Origin of the sequence: Citrobacter sp. CK181 (assembly GCF_030333595.1) — a bacterium.
GTDB classification, from domain to species: domain Bacteria; phylum Pseudomonadota; class Gammaproteobacteria; order Enterobacterales; family Enterobacteriaceae; genus Citrobacter_B; species Citrobacter_B koseri.
The window spans coordinates 509,041-524,226 of record NZ_JAOWFN010000006.1 but is presented as its reverse complement, the minus strand read 5'-3'; the positions used below and the strand labels follow the sequence as shown (position 1 = coordinate 524,226).

Genomic DNA, 15,186 nt, shown 5'->3' with positions numbered 1-15,186 from the left:
CATGGCAGATATCTCTATGAAAGCAAAGGATGAAAATGCTTTGCTGATGCTGTTAGGCCGACTGAGCAGAGGCTTAACGACCTTAACATCCTGGGCCGGGGCACTGGTGCTGTTTATCAACGTACTGGTGGTATTCGCATCCGTTATCTGGCGCTACGCATTGCATTCACCGATTCACTGGGCGGAAGAGGTGGCGCGTGCGCTGATGATTGCCCTCGTCTTTTTTGGCGTGGCCACGTCCACAGGCAGAGGCGGGCATATTGGCGTCGATCTGTTCCTGCGTTTTTTGCCCGAGCAGGTGCGCCCTTATGTTATCCACGCCAGTCGTTGGGTGCTGTTTCTGGTGTCGGTGGGGCTGGTGATTTCCAGTTATGACCTGGTGCAGGCCGCGCGGGTACAAACGACCGAGACCGGCCTGCCGCAGACGATTTACGTTATCCCGGTGTTGATCGGTTCCGTGGTAATGATGGTGGCCGCACTGGAACATGCGCTGCATGAACGCGCGCGGGTTGTTCTGCTCAGCGGCGGCGGAATCCTGGTGCTGGCGGCGCTGGGGTATCTGAAACTCTCGCTGATGGCCGATCCGGCCAGCGCGGCGGCGGGACTGATGCTGATCTGTTTTGCGCTGGGTATCCTGGCCGGTGTGCCTATCGCGTTTACGCTGGGCATGTCCGCAATGGTGTTCTTTATTTGCGATCCGTCGTTACCGTTTGTCTTTTTCTCTCAGCAGGTTGCCGCCGGGGTAGACCACTTCGTTCTGCTGGCGATTCCGTTCTTTTTACTTGCCGGGGCGGCAATGGAAATCAACGGGATGTCAACGCGTCTGGTTGAGCTGATTGTGCGCGGGATGGGGCGCTTTCGCGGCGGGTTAAACATGACGACCGTGCTGTCGATGGCCTTCTTCTCCGGGATTTCCGGTTCCAAACTGGCGGATGTCGCTGCGGTGGGCGGTGTCTTGATGCCTGCGGTGCGTCGCGCTAAGCAGGACAGCGAAGAGGCCGCAGGGGTGTTCGCCGCATCGGCGGTGATGGCGGAGACCATTCCTCCGTGCGTAAACCTGATCGTCATGGGGTTTGTGGCGAATATCTCCATCGGCGCGCTGTTTATCGCCGGCCTGGTTCCCGCCGTCTGCCTGCTGATACTGCTGATGATCGCGGCCAATCGTTTCGGCGGAAAAATTAACGTTAGCGAGGCTTACCCGGTTTTACGCCCGCGTGCGCAGCTCTACCTTGGCGCCGCCGTGGGGCTGGTCATGATCTTTATGATTGGCCGTGGGGTGATGATGGGGATTGCCACCTCGACAGAAATCTCCGCCTTTGCGGTGATTTACGCCATCGTTGTCGGTCGCCTGGCGTTTCGCGAGCTGACGCTGAAAGCGACGGTAAAAATGTTTATTGATATCGCGGCCATGTCCGGCGTACTGCTGTTCATCGTCGCCTGCGCGACCAGCCTTTCTTATGCGCTGACGATACAGATGATTCCGCAGCAAATCGCTGAACTGCTGGTGGGGATTGGGATGGAGCAGGGCGCCTGGCTGTTCCTGCTGTTGACCATTGTGATTCTGATTATCTTTGGCGCGGTTCTGGAAGGTGCGCCAGCGTTGATCATTTTCGCCCCTATCCTGGTGCCAATCGCCATTCAGCTTGGGTTTAACCCGCTGCATTTCGGTATTGTCATGATTCTGGCGATGGGCTTTGGCTTATTTTCACCGCCGATTGGATTAGGGCTGTATACCACCTGCGCCATCTGCGGCGTGGAGATGAAACATGTTATTCGGCCAATGGCGAAATATCTGGCGGTTGTTTTCGTCGGCATCATCATTGTGGCGATGGCACCGCCATTAACCACCTGGTTGCCTGGACTGGCAGGCTACTGATTATTCATTACGGATATTCGCCACGCTCAGTGGCGGGGATGTCCGCGCGCTGAAAATAGCAGTAACGCGACAGGTTATCGCCTGGCGATGTTTAAATCTGAATAAGTGGAGTATGAAATGGGATCATTAGTGGGTAAAAAAGTTTTTATTACCGGTGCGGAACAGGGTATTGGTAAAGAAACGGCCAGAAAATTAATTGAGGCCGGATGTGATATCTATATTCATTATTTCAGTGGCGAAGAAGGCCCACGAGAATTAATGGCCATTGCGGAGCAAAAGGGAGGCCGGGCGGCTTGCGGTTATGCTGATTTAACGAATGAGGAAGATGCCGCGCGGTGCGTTGCACAGGGCGCGGCGTTTCTTGGCGGCATTGATATTCTGGTGAATAACGTCGGTGGAATTATCGCCCGAAAATGGCTCGGCGAGATCGAACCACAGTTCTGGCGTACCGTTATTGACGTGAATATGACCACGATGCTCAATGTCACCCAGCAGGCGTTACCCTGGCTGAAAGCCTCGCCAGATGGGGCGAGCATTGTGAATCTGGCGTCATTAGCCGGTCGTTCCGGCGGCCATGCGGGCTCTCTGGTTTATTCCACCACGAAAGGCGCCGTCTTGACCTGGACACGCTCACTTGCCGCCGAACTGGGCGAATCTGGCATTCGGGTGAACGCCGTGGCCCCAGGATTGATTCTGGGCACCCGTTTTCATAATCAGCATACGACGCAGGCGTCTGCCGACCAGACGATTCAGGCTATTCCTTTGGGGCGCGCCGGTACGCCTGAAGATGTCGCCCGGGTAATCTGTTTCCTCGCCTCTGAATATGATGGTTTCGTCTCCGGCGCGACGATTGATATTAATGGCGGTATTTATCGGGCGTAAAAGCGGGCGGGTTGTAAAACCCGCCTGATTTAAAAGGGACTCTTTATGATAAAGTCAGATATTATTCATCCTGATTTATTACAGGCATTGGCGCAGTGCGGTCATAAAGCCAATATTCTGATCGCGGATGCGAATTACTCTTTCCTGACCAACTCGTCACCGCAGGCACGTATTATCTGGCTTAACTTTTCTCCCGGCTTAATTGGCAGCGTGATGATTCTGGAGAAAATTCTTGGCTATATTAACGTAGAGAAAGCGACGTTAATGACGAGCCCGGCTGAATTTGATAACACGATTGAGCGTGAATACCGTGGTCTGCTTTCAGAAATGACGGAACTTGCTCATGTTGAGCGAAATGCGTTTTACGCGCTGGCGAAATCATCGGATACGCTGCTGGTGATTGCGTCAGGCGAAACCCGCCGTTTTGCCAATATTCTCCTCACCGTCGGCCCGACATTACTCTGAGAAGACGAGAAGAACGCGACGTTCTTCTCGCGTTATTCTCATCGTATATTTTCCGCTTCCCGCACCGATTGTCGGCATACCAGGGAAGGGGGAAACAAAAATTCGTCGGGAGGGATTACCGGAGTCTCTATTCGGGCGATCAGGCGCTCAACCATCACGTCCGCCATCTCCGTGAGCGGCGGCATAATAGAGGTCAGGCCGGGGTAAACCAGGCCAGAGAGTGAAATATTGTCGATACCGACGAGAGAGATCTCTTCCGGCACGCGGATGCGGGCTTCGTGCAAACCACTCATCAAACCAATGCCAAGCGCATCGTTAATGGCGACGATGCCGTCAGGACGAAGGGATTGCTGGCAGAGGGTTTGCGCCAGAGAACGGCCCAGTTCGGTCATTTCCGTATCTCCGTAGGCGGCCATCGCTTTTCCTTCGATGATCATCCCTTCACGATACATGTTGTGCTGGCGTACCGCGCTGAGAAAGCCTTCTATTTTATGCGCGCGGCTGGGGGTCATCCCTGCGACGGTCGCAAACGCGAGGCGGCGACACCCGCGCGCGATAAGATGCTCTGCCGCCATTCGGCCCGCCTCAACGTTATCCATTGAAACGCTGTCCAGCGCGAAACCGCCAGAGTCAACGCTTGCGGGCATACGGCCATCGTAGTTCACCATTATCATGCCCTGCGCCGCCGCGCGGGCGAAATGCGGCTTTTCGATATCACAGGCGGCCACAATAATCCCGCGAACGCCATGAGCAAACATATCTTCCAGAAACGCTTCTTCTTCTTCGATTTGGCGATAGGTGTTGCCGATCAGCACGCGGTAGAGGTGTTTTTTGGCGGCCAGATCCACTTCACGCGCCAGTGCCGCAAAGCTGGGGTTCACGATGGATGGCACCAGTAACCCGATCATTTTTGCCTGCCCCGTTTTGAGTTGCTGGGCGACCCGGTTGGGGAAATAGTTGAGCGTTTGCATGCTTTGCTGAATGCGCGCCAGCGTTTCCGGGCGCATTTGATCGGCGCGGCCGTTAAGCACATTGGACACCGTGCTGACGGAAACGCCCGCATGCTTTGCGACATCTCGAATGTTTGCCATACATCTCCTTTGCAGCAATCGGTGAATGGCGGCTCATTCAGTATCGCCATCTGGATAGCAGAGTATAAACTACAACGGTTTAGTGTAACGTTACAGCTAATCGTGTCAATGCCATAAATCCCGTAACCGTTGTTCACACAATGAAAAATCTAAATAACATTGATAATGAGTTTCACTCTCATTATCATGTTGGCTGTGCGGGTTTCGGTGATTATTCTTCGTATCAAGGATGGACACAGAACATATATATGGAAAACCCTTCCCATACATAAAACGAGCATTTTTGTTCGGGTTTCATTCAATAAAACCCCATTTTAAAGGGTTTTTTTCGTGTCCTTGTATTCATGAGATTAATGATGAAAAGCAGCGCAAAAAATAATTATTCTCTGCAAAAATCCTTGCTGGCATTCGCGATTGGTGCCGCCGCTCACGGTGTTTACGCAGCAGAAGACACTACCGGGAAAGAAGATACGATGGTCGTTGAGGCCAAATCCGCAAACAGTGGTTTTAAAGCCGGTGGCGACGCGCAGGTGCCCGCGTTCCTGGAGGGGCAGGTTGCCCACGGAGGACGACTGGGGGTTCTGGGCGAACAAAAAGCGATGGATGTGCCGTTTAACGTTATCGGTTACACCTCAAAACTGGTGGAAGACCAGCAGGCGAAGACCATCGGCGAGGTGCTGAAAAACGACGCCGCAGTACAGCCCGTACAGGGATACGGGAACTTCTCAGAAAACTATCGTATTCGCGGCTTTGAGCTGGCGGGGGATGACGTGACCTGGGGCGGTCTGGCTGGCGTGCTGCCGCGTCAGGTCGTGGATGCTTCGCTGTTTGAGCGCGTGGAAGTGTTTAAAGGCGCCAGTTCTTTCGTGAACGGCGCAGCAAGTTCCGGCGTGGGCGGTATGGTCAACATGGAGCCGAAACATGCTGATGACCTGCCGCTGACGCGCCTGGGAGTGGATTACACCTCTTCAACTCAGGTAGGCGCCACGCTGGATGCCGGTCGTCGTTTTGGCGATAACAATCAGTTTGGCGCGCGAGTAAACATTCTGCATCGTGAAGGCGAAACCGCCGTTGATAACGAGAAAAAGCGCACGACGCTGGCCGCCCTCGGGCTGGATTATCGCGGCGATAAACTGCGCTCCTCGCTGGATGTCGCCGCCCAGAAAAAGACGTTCCACGGCGGGACGATGGGAATTAACTTAAGCGGCGTCGATTTCGTGCCGGATGTACCGAACAACACGGATAACTACAGCCAGAAGTGGGGCTACAGTGATATCACTAACCAGTTCGGTATGGCGCGCGCTGAATACGACATCCTGAATAACTGGACGGTCTACGGCGGCGCCGGGGCGCAACATGCGCATGAAACCGGGATTTATACCGCGCCAAAATTACTGGACAGATCGGGTGATGCTGTCGTCAATGTGCTGTATACCAACCGTATTATTGACGCGTTCAGCAGTATGGCGGGTATTCGCGGCGAATTTGATACCTGGTCGGTCAGCCATAAGGTGAACCTGGGCTATTCGGCGGTGATCAAACGCGATAAAACGGCATGGCGTATGAACTGGGCCAACCCTGGCTCCATGACCAATATCTATGACAACCATGACGTGCCGATGCCGCAGTGGGATCTCGCCGGCGGCAACTATCACGATCCGCTGACAACCTCCCGAAACCGTACTCAGGGTTATCTCCTCAGCGATACGCTGGGATTCTTTGATGACCAGGTGCTGCTGACCGTCGCCGCGCGTAATCAGAAAGTGGTGGTGCGTAACTACAGCAATGCGACCGGTGAAGAAGACACTGCTTCTCGCTATACGGAAAGTCGATGGATGCCGACCTACGGTATCGTATATAAGCCGTGGGACACGGTGTCACTGTATGCCAACCACACCGAGGCATTACAGCCGGGTGAAAACATTACCGATCAGGAGTCGCCGGATTACGGTAAAAGCATCGGTATTCTGCACTCTAAGCAAAATGAAGTGGGCGTGAAAATTGATTTCGGCACCGTCGGCGGTAGCCTGGCGCTGTTTGAGATTAAGAAACCGTCCGTGATTAAGAACGAGACGACGCAGGAATATTCGACCGATGGCGAGCAGCGTAACCGGGGTGTGGAAGTTAACCTGTTTGGTGAGCCGGTTTACGGTCTGCGTCTGAACAGCAGTGCGACCTGGTTACAGCCGAAACTGACCAAAACGCAGGATGGCGTCAACCAGGGGAATGATGCTTCCGGTACTCCACGTTTCACCGCCGTTCTCGGTGCTGAATATGATATCCGGCAGGTTGATGGGCTGACCGCTACCGCGCGACTGAATCACACCGGCTCGCAGTATGACGGCGCCGCCAATGAGAAGAAGCTGGACAGTTACACCACGCTTAACCTCGGCGTTCGTTACCGGATGCGCGTAAACCAGGAGCAGAATGAGATGGTATGGCGTTTAGGGGTGGATAACGTCACCAACGAGCAATACTGGTCTGGCGTATCCGACTACGATGGCGTGTATGTGTTCCGTGGCGAACCGCGTACCCTGAAACTGTCTGTTAATTACGACTTCTGAGTTAAAAACGGGCAGGGATGCCCGGTAGTAATGCCGGATGACGGCTTCGCCTTATCCGGCCTACGGTACTACGGTGTGGTGCGGGTAATGCCGGATGGTGGCTTCGCCTTATCCGGCCTACGGTATTACGGTGTGGTGAGATTGTAGGCCCGATAAGCTTGCGCCATCGGGCAACCGAACCGGCTATGATGATTTCTGAAACTCGCTGACGGTTTCCCACGCAATCTGCTGCAATGCTTTTGCGGTGGCTGGGGTCATATCCGTGTCTACGGGCAGCGCTCCGCCCACTGGCGACTGGTTATACAGCGTGGCAAAGAACACACAGGCGGCTAAATAGGTTCCTGCGATGGAAGGGTGTACGCCATCGTGGTAATAAAGATTAATTTCCGGGTGTGATTTACGCGCTTTTTCAAAAGCCAGGCCGACCGGCGCGACATAGCCGCCAGTTTTCTGCGCAATGGAAACATAGGCGTCAGCAAGTTTCTGTATATCTTCTGGTTGATCCCGCTTTGCCCAGGTCATGAAGTACACGACTTTTGAACCTGCCTGATGCGCCATATCCGCCATTTTTGTCGCGGATTCGATGAAATTCTGCCGGGTGCTCTCTTTCTGTGAGATCGTCTCCGTGGAGTTGCCTTGCAAGATGACAACGTCCCATTTTTGCAATGTATTCTGATAGGCGAGATTATGAATTTGCCAGCCTAAATGACCGCTTGAGATGGTGATCCCCCGATATTTATACCCTTTCGCGTGATTCGGCAGTAAAGAGCGCGTCAGATCTCGCAACCGGGTATTAATATTGTTGTTATAGAACGTAAAAGAGTTGCCATACAGCGCGACAATTTTATTATCCCCCTCTATTTTTGCATAGGGTGAGGGCGCTAATAGCGCATCAGCATGCACACATAAACTGCCAAATAAAAAAGTTGATGCAAGGGATAACTGCATTATTCTTTTCATAAATCACCTGTCAGAAGTCATAGCGGAGTCCAACGATGAGCGCGTCATCATTGACTTTTTGGTTTTTATTGGCGAAGGCTTTATCGTAAGTAAATGATAACCAGGTATCATCGGCTAATGTTATTTGTGTTTCGACACGCCAGTCCTCTTTTTCATAGACGGATTTATCTTTCTCATCCAGGAAACTGTAACCGGTAAGGAATTTAAATTTACCGTATTTCCAGGACAGTAATGAATCCATGCCTTTAAAGTCATTGTCGTTTTTATTATCGCGCGCAATGGATGTGCGTAATGCGGTGACGGCGGCTTCAACGTTCTTATAGCTGAGCTGCAAGCCTGCCATGATCTGGTCGTTTTGATTCCGGCCATCGGTGGTTTTTACGCCATCCTGGCGTTTATAACGGCTGGCGGCAATCGCCGGTGTGAGTCTGAAATCCCCCAGTCTGAGCGTGTTTCTGTAACTGGCCATTGCGCCATAATCCAGGGCTTCATTACTGCTGCCATTGCCCGCGACCCACGCCAGCTGTATCTCATTGCCTGCAAATTTAGCATTCCATTGTACGGTGCCGTCCTGGCGGTTGAACTGGTAGGAGTCATCAATGGTGGTGATGCCGTAGCTGTAAATATTCGGCGTAAAGTTTTTATATTTATCAGTCATTTTCATGACCTGATACAACGGGTTTTTGGTCCTGCCGACAATCAGTTCGCCCCAGGTTTTATTGGACAAACCAATATAGGAGTAGCGCGCTTTTAAATCGCTATCCCCGGTATTGCTGTCGTTTTTTTCGGTTCGCACCTGCCATTCCAGACGGCCCACGATCTTTGTCTCGGGGATAAAATCCAAATCCCGGGTGAGGTAAATCCCCAGACGGCCACCCAGATTCGTTCGCGTTTCGCTTCCGGCATAAGAGTTTTCTCCGCTGGCAATTTTACCTTCTACACGGCCATAAATATCCAGCGTATTTCCATCTTTATTATAGATACTCATCGCATATGAGGAGGTTGTCATCCCCGCCAGTAGAATGAGTGAAATAATTTTTATTTTCATAGCATCCCCAGAAAACAATAGTTAGCTTATTTGTCTGTTCGAGTGAGCGGTTTATCGCAGGGGGGATTGTTCTGGAAAAAAGGAAAGTCATGATATGGGAATTATTTTTTCTCATTACAAAATGTGATTTTTAGCGCATAACGATGTCCTGTTTTATCGTGTTGCTAAATTTAATGGTGATTATTTGCGAAAAGTTAAAGCAAAGCGAAATACGCGTTGCACTAACAAGGCAACTCATTGTGATAGCTATCTCATTTTTGTGTTTTTCGGGTGTTAAAAAGGGAAAACAAAATTCTCATGACGTATTTTATGAATGGGAATTTTATTTTCCCCTGTTAATCAGTTGGCCGATCCCGCAAGATTCATTCACGACCTTTTATATTAAGATGCTTTATATTGCCGGAGAGTCGCAGTATGTACGGTAAGCAAACAACAGTATTTGATTCTGACCTCTATTCATCGCTCTTTACCGAGAGTCGGATGCGGGAAATCTGGTCTGACGACAATCTGCTTCGCTGCTGGTTGACGTTTGAAGCAACGGTAGCGCGCGTGCAAAGCGAGCTGGGCATTATTCCTGAACAGGCGGCGATTGAAATCGAGCAGGCATGTCAGAACATCGAGATAAACTGGCCTGCCTTAGCCCAGGGAACGCAAACGGTGGGCATGGCGATTAAGCCCTTGATCGACCAGATTTCGGCTGCTGGCTCTCCGTTGGTTAGCCGCTATCTCCACTGGGGATGCACCACCCAGGATCTTCTGGACTCCGGCGTGGCGATGCGATTACAGCAGACGCTGCAACGGGTATATCAGCAACTGATTGAGGTAGGGGAAGAGATGAAGGGCATGGCCTTAAAGCATGCCCGCACCGTTATGGTTGCGCGCACCAATTCGGTTGATGCCTCCGCCACGACCTGGGGGCTGCATGTCTCCGGCTATCTGGCGGAGGTGAATCGGCATCTGAACCGGCTGCAACAGCTCTATCCCCGGGCGATTACGGGTCTGTTTGGCGGCGCGGTGGGGAATCTTGCCTCCGTCGGTTCTCAGGGAATGGCGACGCGTGAGCGGTTGATGCGGGCGCTGGGGCTAAACGTTCCCTGTGGTATAAACAATGCCAGCCAGGATGCAATTGTTGAAGTGGTTCAATGCTTTGCGCTGATTCACGGTACACTCTGCCGCCTGGCGAATGACGTGGAAACCCTGGGACGCACCCCCATCGCGGAAGTGCTTGAAGGCGAGGGCGGTGGGGGCTCCAGCACCATGCCGCACAAGGCTAATCCGCGCGCCAGCAATATGATTCAGACGCTGGCGAGGATGGGCTGGATGTACGCCTCCGGCGCGCCTGCGATGTTGGATCAGCAGGATGTGCGCGCGGCGTCGATGAGAGTATTGAACTGGACGATTCTACCCGAGGCGTCGAACGCCTTATCGGTCAGTCTTAGCCGGGCCAAAAAGCTGCTTTCCCACCTTATTGTGAATGAAGACAGAATGCGCGCTAATTTTGACTGCTCGAAATCTTTCATTATGTCGGAATCGATTACGATGAGTCTGGCGAACAAAATAGGGCGAGAACCCGCTTATAATTTAGTTAAAGCGCTGCTCAGTCAGGCGAATGGTGAGCAAAGTCTTATCGACATTGTCCACGCCAGCCCGGAAATTCGGGCGTCGTTATCCGCAGAAGAAATTGCCGATGCCTGCGAGCCGTTGTCTTATATTGGTTGCAACGATGCGCTGATTGCCGAGACCCTCGCGCGGTTTGATGAAATGAAAGTTATCGATATTGCGTAGCGCTTTATGTCGGGAGCGTCCCTCCCGACTCTGCTGGTCAGGTATTATGTGAAGAAGCGGAAAATGTCTCAAAGAAGAGAAACAACTCTTCCAGTTGGGCAAAGTTGCCTTCATTGTCACTCTTCTCATAAGCCAGATGCAGAATCAGTTCGATAAAAAAGAAACCGAGAATTCGGCTTTGAAAAATGGACTCCACGTCGCTTGGCAGTACAAACTGAAGATCGCAGAATTTACCGTAAGGATTAGCATCAGAATTGGTGATCAGCACGACGGTCGCATTTTTCTTTCTGAACCATTTCGCGATATTGAGTGCGACCCGGTTAAAGCGATAGTAGGAGAATACGATCAGAACATCATCTGGTTCGATGTTTATCAGGCACTTGGGCAGCTCGCTGATGTCGGTAGGCAGAAGAGTGATGTTGCTGCGAAAGTACTTTAACAACGTACAAAAATGCAGCGCCATCGCGTGGGAGGAGGAAGGGCCGACCACATAAATATGGCGCTGGCTGTTGAGTACCAGTTCGATGAATTTATTCAGGCTATCGATGCTGATAGTCTGTTTAAAACCATTAAATAATGAAGTGACTTTATTATTAAAGGTATCAACAATCTGTTCTGTTTTGGTGGTGTTTTTAGGTCGCTGGCGACTGTTTTTCTCAAAAGGCGCGGCGATTTTGTTTTTTGACAGCGTGGTATCCAGCGCTCTTCTGAAAGCTGCATAGCCAGTAAAACCAACTTTATTCAGAAAGCGCCCGATGGTTGCTTTGCTCACGGCGGCATTCTGGGAAAGATCGACAATCCCATGATAAGGTAATTCGCTGAAGTGTTTATTAATATAGTCATTAAGCCGACATTCAGACTCGGTCAGGTCACCAATATTTTGGGTGAGTGAATTATACTCATCCAGACTTAATGTGTTTTTTCTGTACATGTGCAGTACCCGGTGACGTTTTATATTGAGATTGTTATATGAAAAGATACCTCTGCCGTCAATCATTCCGTGGCTGGCAATTTAGTAAAACGTCTTATTTTCTGCGGGATCGCGCCCCATGTAGATAAGATGCGATCTTACTCACAAAAAAATATGGGAAAAGCCCTTTCCCATATTTTATAGCACGGTGGTTTATTACGATTAAATCGACAGTACAATTATTTAATACCGTGAACTGACGGACATATTCTCATGGCAATATGTATGAGCAGGTTTTTAGCTGTTGGTGAAAACGCTGCTTGCATAAGGCTGACATCTCTGATTTGTATGGTATAGGGATTGTTGTTATGACTGCATTTATTATAGCAATAGTGATAACAGTAATTGCCGCGTGGTTAATTGTGAAAAATTACCAGCCGCAAACTGTGTTATTATTCGCGGGGCTGGCGTTATTAACAGTTACCGTTCTGTTTTACCCAGAGAATAGTATTCTTTATGGTAAAGCAAAATCTACCGGGTCAACCTGGCTGGATATCTTCAGTTTTGCAAAAGAGTCTTTGACCACGCAAATCGCGGGTATCGGCTTAATTATTATGGCTGCGGGGGGATTCGCCAGTTATATGGATCACATCAAAGCCTCGAATGCGATGGTGAATATGTGTATTCGTCCCTTGCAGGTCATTAAAGCGCCTTATCTTATTCTTGCGCTGGGCTACATTTGCGCGCAGCTTCTGCATGTGGCGATCTCCAGCGCTGCCGGGCTGGCGATGTTATTACTGGTGACGTTCTTTCCCGTTCTGGTGCGGCTGGGCGTCAGTAAAGCGTCCGCTGCCGCGATGATCGGCCTGTGCGCGTTTATGGATCTTGGCCCGGCGGTTGGAACGGCGAATCTTGCGGCCAAACATGCCGGAATGGAAAGCGCGATTTACTTTGCGCACTATCAGATGCCGGTGGCGGTTGTGGTTATGCTGGCCGTCGCGGTGGTGATTTTCTTTACCGCCAAATATTTCGATAAAAAAGATGGGTTTGTTCCGGGGACGGAAGAGGTTGCCGAAGCGGAAGAGGAAGGACGCAAAGTGCCCGCCATTTATGCGCTGCTGCCTGTATTGCCCGTCATTCTGGTTCTGGTTTTCAGCCCGCTGGCGATCGCATCCATCAAAATTGACGTTGTGACGGCGATGATCCTCGGGGCGGTGGTCGCTTTTTTCTTCGAGCTGTTCACCACGCGTGATTTCCGCGCCTGTTGCAAAGGGTTGCAGGTATTTTTCAAAGGAATGGGAAGCATGTTTACCAGTATCGTTTCTTTACTGGTCTGTGCGGATATCTATGCCCAGGGGCTACAGAAAATCGGCGCAGTGGACTATCTCCTTCAGTCTGTACAAAGCGCTGGTCTGGGCTTTACCAGTATGACGCTGGTGATGACGGCGCTGGTAGGCGTTACTGCGGTATTAACCGGTTCTGGCGTGGCGGCATTCTTCTCCTTTTCCGGGCTGGCGCCCTCTATCGCGGCGAAGTTTGGTGAAAGCGCGGTCAATATGATTCTGCCTATGCAACTGATGGCGGGAATGGGGCGCTCTATTTCTCCGGTTGCAGGCATCATTATCGCCGTGAGCAAAGCGGGCGAATGCTCACCGTTTATGATCGTCAGAAGAACGCTGCTCCCGGCGCTGGCGGGGATTGCCGCGATGTTGATTGCCAACTATGTGCTGATTTAACGCTTTCTTATTACCGGATTTAACTCATGGACAGCAACGTGACACACGATGTTTTATACGTCCCGTTTACGGGGAAACTGTTACTGGAATCGCCGTTATTGAATAAGGGGAGCAGTTTTACTCAGCAAGAGCGGAATGATTTTAATCTTAATGGATTGCTGCCCTGCGCTATCGAAAATATTGATGAGCAAGCGGAACGCGCTTACCAACAATATCTGGAGGCGGAGTCTGATAACGCGCGGCATATTTATTTGCGTAATATCCAGGATACGAATGAGACGCTATTTTATTACCTGCTGAAAAAACATCTCCCGGAAATGCTGCCGATTGTTTATACCCCGGTTGTTGGCGCGGCCTGTGAAAAGTTTTCCGGGATTTATCGTCGCGCCAGAGGGGTCTTTATTTCGTGGCCCGATCGCGAACGAATTGACGATATTCTGCATGATATCCCGAGACACGATATCAAAGTGATTGTGGTGACGGACGGGGAACGCATTCTGGGACTGGGCGATCAGGGCGTTGGGGGAATGGGGATACCGATTGGCAAACTGTCGCTGTATACCGTTTGCGGCGGGGTAAATCCGGCGCATACGTTGCCCGTTATGCTGGATGTCGGGACAAACAATCCGCGATTATTAGACGATCCCCGCTATATGGGCTGGCGGCATCCGCGCATCACCGGTGAAGACTACTTTGCGTTTATCGGTATGTTCATCGCTGCGGTGAAACGTCGCTGGCCGGATGTATTGCTGCAATTTGAGGACTTTGCCCAGCATACTGCGGTTCCTTTGCTGCATCGTTATCGTGATGAGCTGTGCTGTTTTAATGATGATATTCAGGGAACGGCGTCGGTCGCGCTGGCGACAATTTTAGCGGCCTGCCGCGCCAGCCAGCGTGATTTTAATCAGCAGACGATGGTCATCGTTGGCGCAGGGGCGGCGGGTTGCGGCATTGCCCGCCATATCATCGCCTGCCGGGTGGCCGAAGGTATGGACGCCGCAGAGGCCAGCAAAACGATTTTCATGGTGGATCGCGACGGCCTGGTGATGACCACCGCCTCGTCGCTGGCTGATTTTCAGGTTCCGCTGGCGCAGCCTCCTGAAATGCTATCTGGATGGGCATACGCTGGCGCGACGCCGTCCTTGCTGGAGGTCATTCATAACGCGAAACCTGGCGTGATGTTGGGCGTTTCAGGGCAGGCGGGGCTGTTCACTGAAGAGGTGGTGCGTACGATGTATCGCCACTGCGAACGCCCGATTATTATGCCGTTGTCTAACCCGACCTCCAGAATGGAGGCCCGGCCGCAGGACCTTGTCCGCTGGACTGATGGACAGGCGATTATCGCAACGGGAAGCCCTTGTGAGCCGGTAGATTTTGCCGGACGTACGATACCGGTATCGCAGTGTAATAACGTGTATATCTTTCCTGCCATTGGTCTTGGCGCGATTGCCAGCGGCGCCAGGAGGATCACGGAAACGATGCTGATGGCGGCGAGCCGCGCGCTTGCCGACGCCTCGCCTTCGGTGCGTCATCATGGCGGAGGATTGCTGCCGGAAATCAACATGATATGCGACGTAACCCGCCGTATTGCCTTTGAAGTGGGGAAGGCGGCGCAGCTGTCTGGCGTAGCGGATGCGCTGGATGATGCTGTGCTAACACAGCGCATTACGGCGCATTTTTGGCTACCGCACTATCGTCCTTATAAACGCCGTGCTATCTAGTTTTTGGCTATGAATGCCCCGCTTCGGCAGTCGCGCCGGAGCGGGGCCGGGCGTATTAATAAAAAATACAAGGCGATAAAAAATAAAGGTAAGGAATAAAACTGACATCATAAGTTGAAAAATAAAACTTCATTAGCCTGCGATGCAT

General features: G+C 51.6%; 11 protein-coding genes. 7 read left to right on the top strand and 4 right to left on the bottom strand.

Translation table 11 applies throughout. The features are described 5' to 3' along the window. Nucleotide 1 precedes the first annotated feature (1 nt). From OGW17_RS02955 to OGW17_RS02945, 3 genes are all read left to right on the top strand, one after another. Complete coding sequence (locus OGW17_RS02955; RefSeq protein WP_058668440.1) at nt 2-1,876, top strand: TRAP transporter large permease; 1,875 nt, start codon at nt 2-4, stop codon at nt 1,874-1,876. A gap of 117 nt (nt 1,877-1,993) precedes the next feature. Next, nucleotides 1,994-2,758: an SDR family NAD(P)-dependent oxidoreductase gene (locus OGW17_RS02950; RefSeq protein ID WP_012134502.1), complete on the top strand. Its 765-nt coding sequence runs from the start codon at nt 1,994-1,996 to the stop codon at nt 2,756-2,758. A gap of 45 nt (nt 2,759-2,803) precedes the next feature. Continuing rightward, on the top strand, nt 2,804-3,223 hold the full coding sequence (locus tag OGW17_RS02945) for an RbsD/FucU family protein (protein WP_012134501.1): 420 nt from the start codon (nt 2,804-2,806) through the stop codon (nt 3,221-3,223). Nucleotides 3,224-3,261: 38 nt separating this feature from the next. Here OGW17_RS02945 and OGW17_RS02940 read toward each other — a convergent pair whose 3' ends face one another. Next, nucleotides 3,262-4,329: a LacI family DNA-binding transcriptional regulator gene (locus OGW17_RS02940; protein WP_323068200.1), complete on the bottom strand. Its 1,068-nt coding sequence runs from the start codon at nt 4,327-4,329 to the stop codon at nt 3,262-3,264. Nucleotides 4,330-4,670: 341 nt separating this feature from the next. On the opposite strand from OGW17_RS02940, the gene OGW17_RS02935 reads away from it, so the two are divergent. Continuing rightward, nucleotides 4,671-6,878 carry a TonB-dependent receptor gene (locus OGW17_RS02935; protein ID WP_071257291.1) on the top strand — a complete coding sequence of 736 codons (2,208 nt, stop codon included), beginning with the start codon at nt 4,671-4,673 and terminating at the stop codon, nt 6,876-6,878. A 183-nt stretch (nt 6,879-7,061) separates the two neighbouring features. Here the strand turns inward: OGW17_RS02935 and OGW17_RS02930 are convergent, their stop codons facing one another. Together OGW17_RS02930 and OGW17_RS02925 are read right to left on the bottom strand one after the other, a co-directional pair. Further along, nucleotides 7,062-7,838, bottom strand: a complete 777-nt coding sequence (locus OGW17_RS02930) for an SGNH/GDSL hydrolase family protein (protein WP_071257294.1) — start codon at nt 7,836-7,838, stop codon at nt 7,062-7,064. Nucleotides 7,839-7,848: 10 nt separating this feature from the next. Next, entirely contained in the window at nt 7,849-8,886 is a 1,038-nt protein-coding gene (locus OGW17_RS02925; RefSeq protein WP_071257297.1) for a porin, read from the bottom strand. A 414-nt stretch (nt 8,887-9,300) separates the two neighbouring features. Here OGW17_RS02925 and OGW17_RS02920 point away from each other — a divergent pair, with 414 nt between their 5' ends. Continuing rightward, the gene (locus OGW17_RS02920; protein ID WP_012134493.1) at nt 9,301-10,671 is read left to right on the top strand and encodes a class-II fumarase/aspartase family protein; all 1,371 of its coding nucleotides are present in this window, start codon (nt 9,301-9,303) and stop codon (nt 10,669-10,671) included. Between the two features lie 37 nt (nt 10,672-10,708). Here the strand turns inward: OGW17_RS02920 and OGW17_RS02915 are convergent, their stop codons facing one another. Then, a complete protein-coding gene (locus tag OGW17_RS02915; protein WP_049010346.1) occupies nt 10,709-11,602 on the bottom strand; it encodes a MurR/RpiR family transcriptional regulator in 894 nt (297 codons plus the stop codon). Nucleotides 11,603-11,949: 347 nt separating this feature from the next. Between OGW17_RS02915 and dcuC the strand changes: the two genes are divergently transcribed. Beyond that, a complete protein-coding gene (dcuC, locus tag OGW17_RS02910; RefSeq protein ID WP_047459531.1) occupies nt 11,950-13,317 on the top strand; it encodes a C4-dicarboxylate transporter DcuC in 1,368 nt (455 codons plus the stop codon). A gap of 26 nt (nt 13,318-13,343) precedes the next feature. Then, entirely contained in the window at nt 13,344-15,038 is a 1,695-nt protein-coding gene (locus OGW17_RS02905; protein ID WP_071257300.1) for an NAD-dependent malic enzyme, read from the top strand. Nucleotides 15,039-15,186 lie beyond the last annotated feature (148 nt).

What these genes read in the sequence shown, in the direction of transcription:
- OGW17_RS02905 (WP_071257300.1), top strand. Translation starts at nt 13,344, where the DNA reads ATGGACAGCAACGTGACACACGATGTTTTATACGTCCCGTTTACGGGG.
- OGW17_RS02955 (WP_058668440.1), top strand. Translation starts at nt 2, where the DNA reads ATGGCAGATATCTCTATGAAAGCAAAGGATGAAAATGCTTTGCTGATG.
- OGW17_RS02925 (WP_071257297.1), bottom strand. Translation starts at nt 8,886, where the DNA reads ATGAAAATAAAAATTATTTCACTCATTCTACTGGCGGGGATGACAACC.
- OGW17_RS02935 (WP_071257291.1), top strand. Translation starts at nt 4,671, where the DNA reads ATGAAAAGCAGCGCAAAAAATAATTATTCTCTGCAAAAATCCTTGCTG.
- OGW17_RS02950 (WP_012134502.1), top strand. Translation starts at nt 1,994, where the DNA reads ATGGGATCATTAGTGGGTAAAAAAGTTTTTATTACCGGTGCGGAACAG.
- OGW17_RS02920 (WP_012134493.1), top strand. Translation starts at nt 9,301, where the DNA reads ATGTACGGTAAGCAAACAACAGTATTTGATTCTGACCTCTATTCATCG.
- OGW17_RS02945 (WP_012134501.1), top strand. Translation starts at nt 2,804, where the DNA reads ATGATAAAGTCAGATATTATTCATCCTGATTTATTACAGGCATTGGCG.
- OGW17_RS02915 (WP_049010346.1), bottom strand. Translation starts at nt 11,602, where the DNA reads ATGTACAGAAAAAACACATTAAGTCTGGATGAGTATAATTCACTCACC.
- OGW17_RS02930 (WP_071257294.1), bottom strand. Translation starts at nt 7,838, where the DNA reads ATGAAAAGAATAATGCAGTTATCCCTTGCATCAACTTTTTTATTTGGC.
- dcuC (WP_047459531.1), top strand. Translation starts at nt 11,950, where the DNA reads ATGACTGCATTTATTATAGCAATAGTGATAACAGTAATTGCCGCGTGG.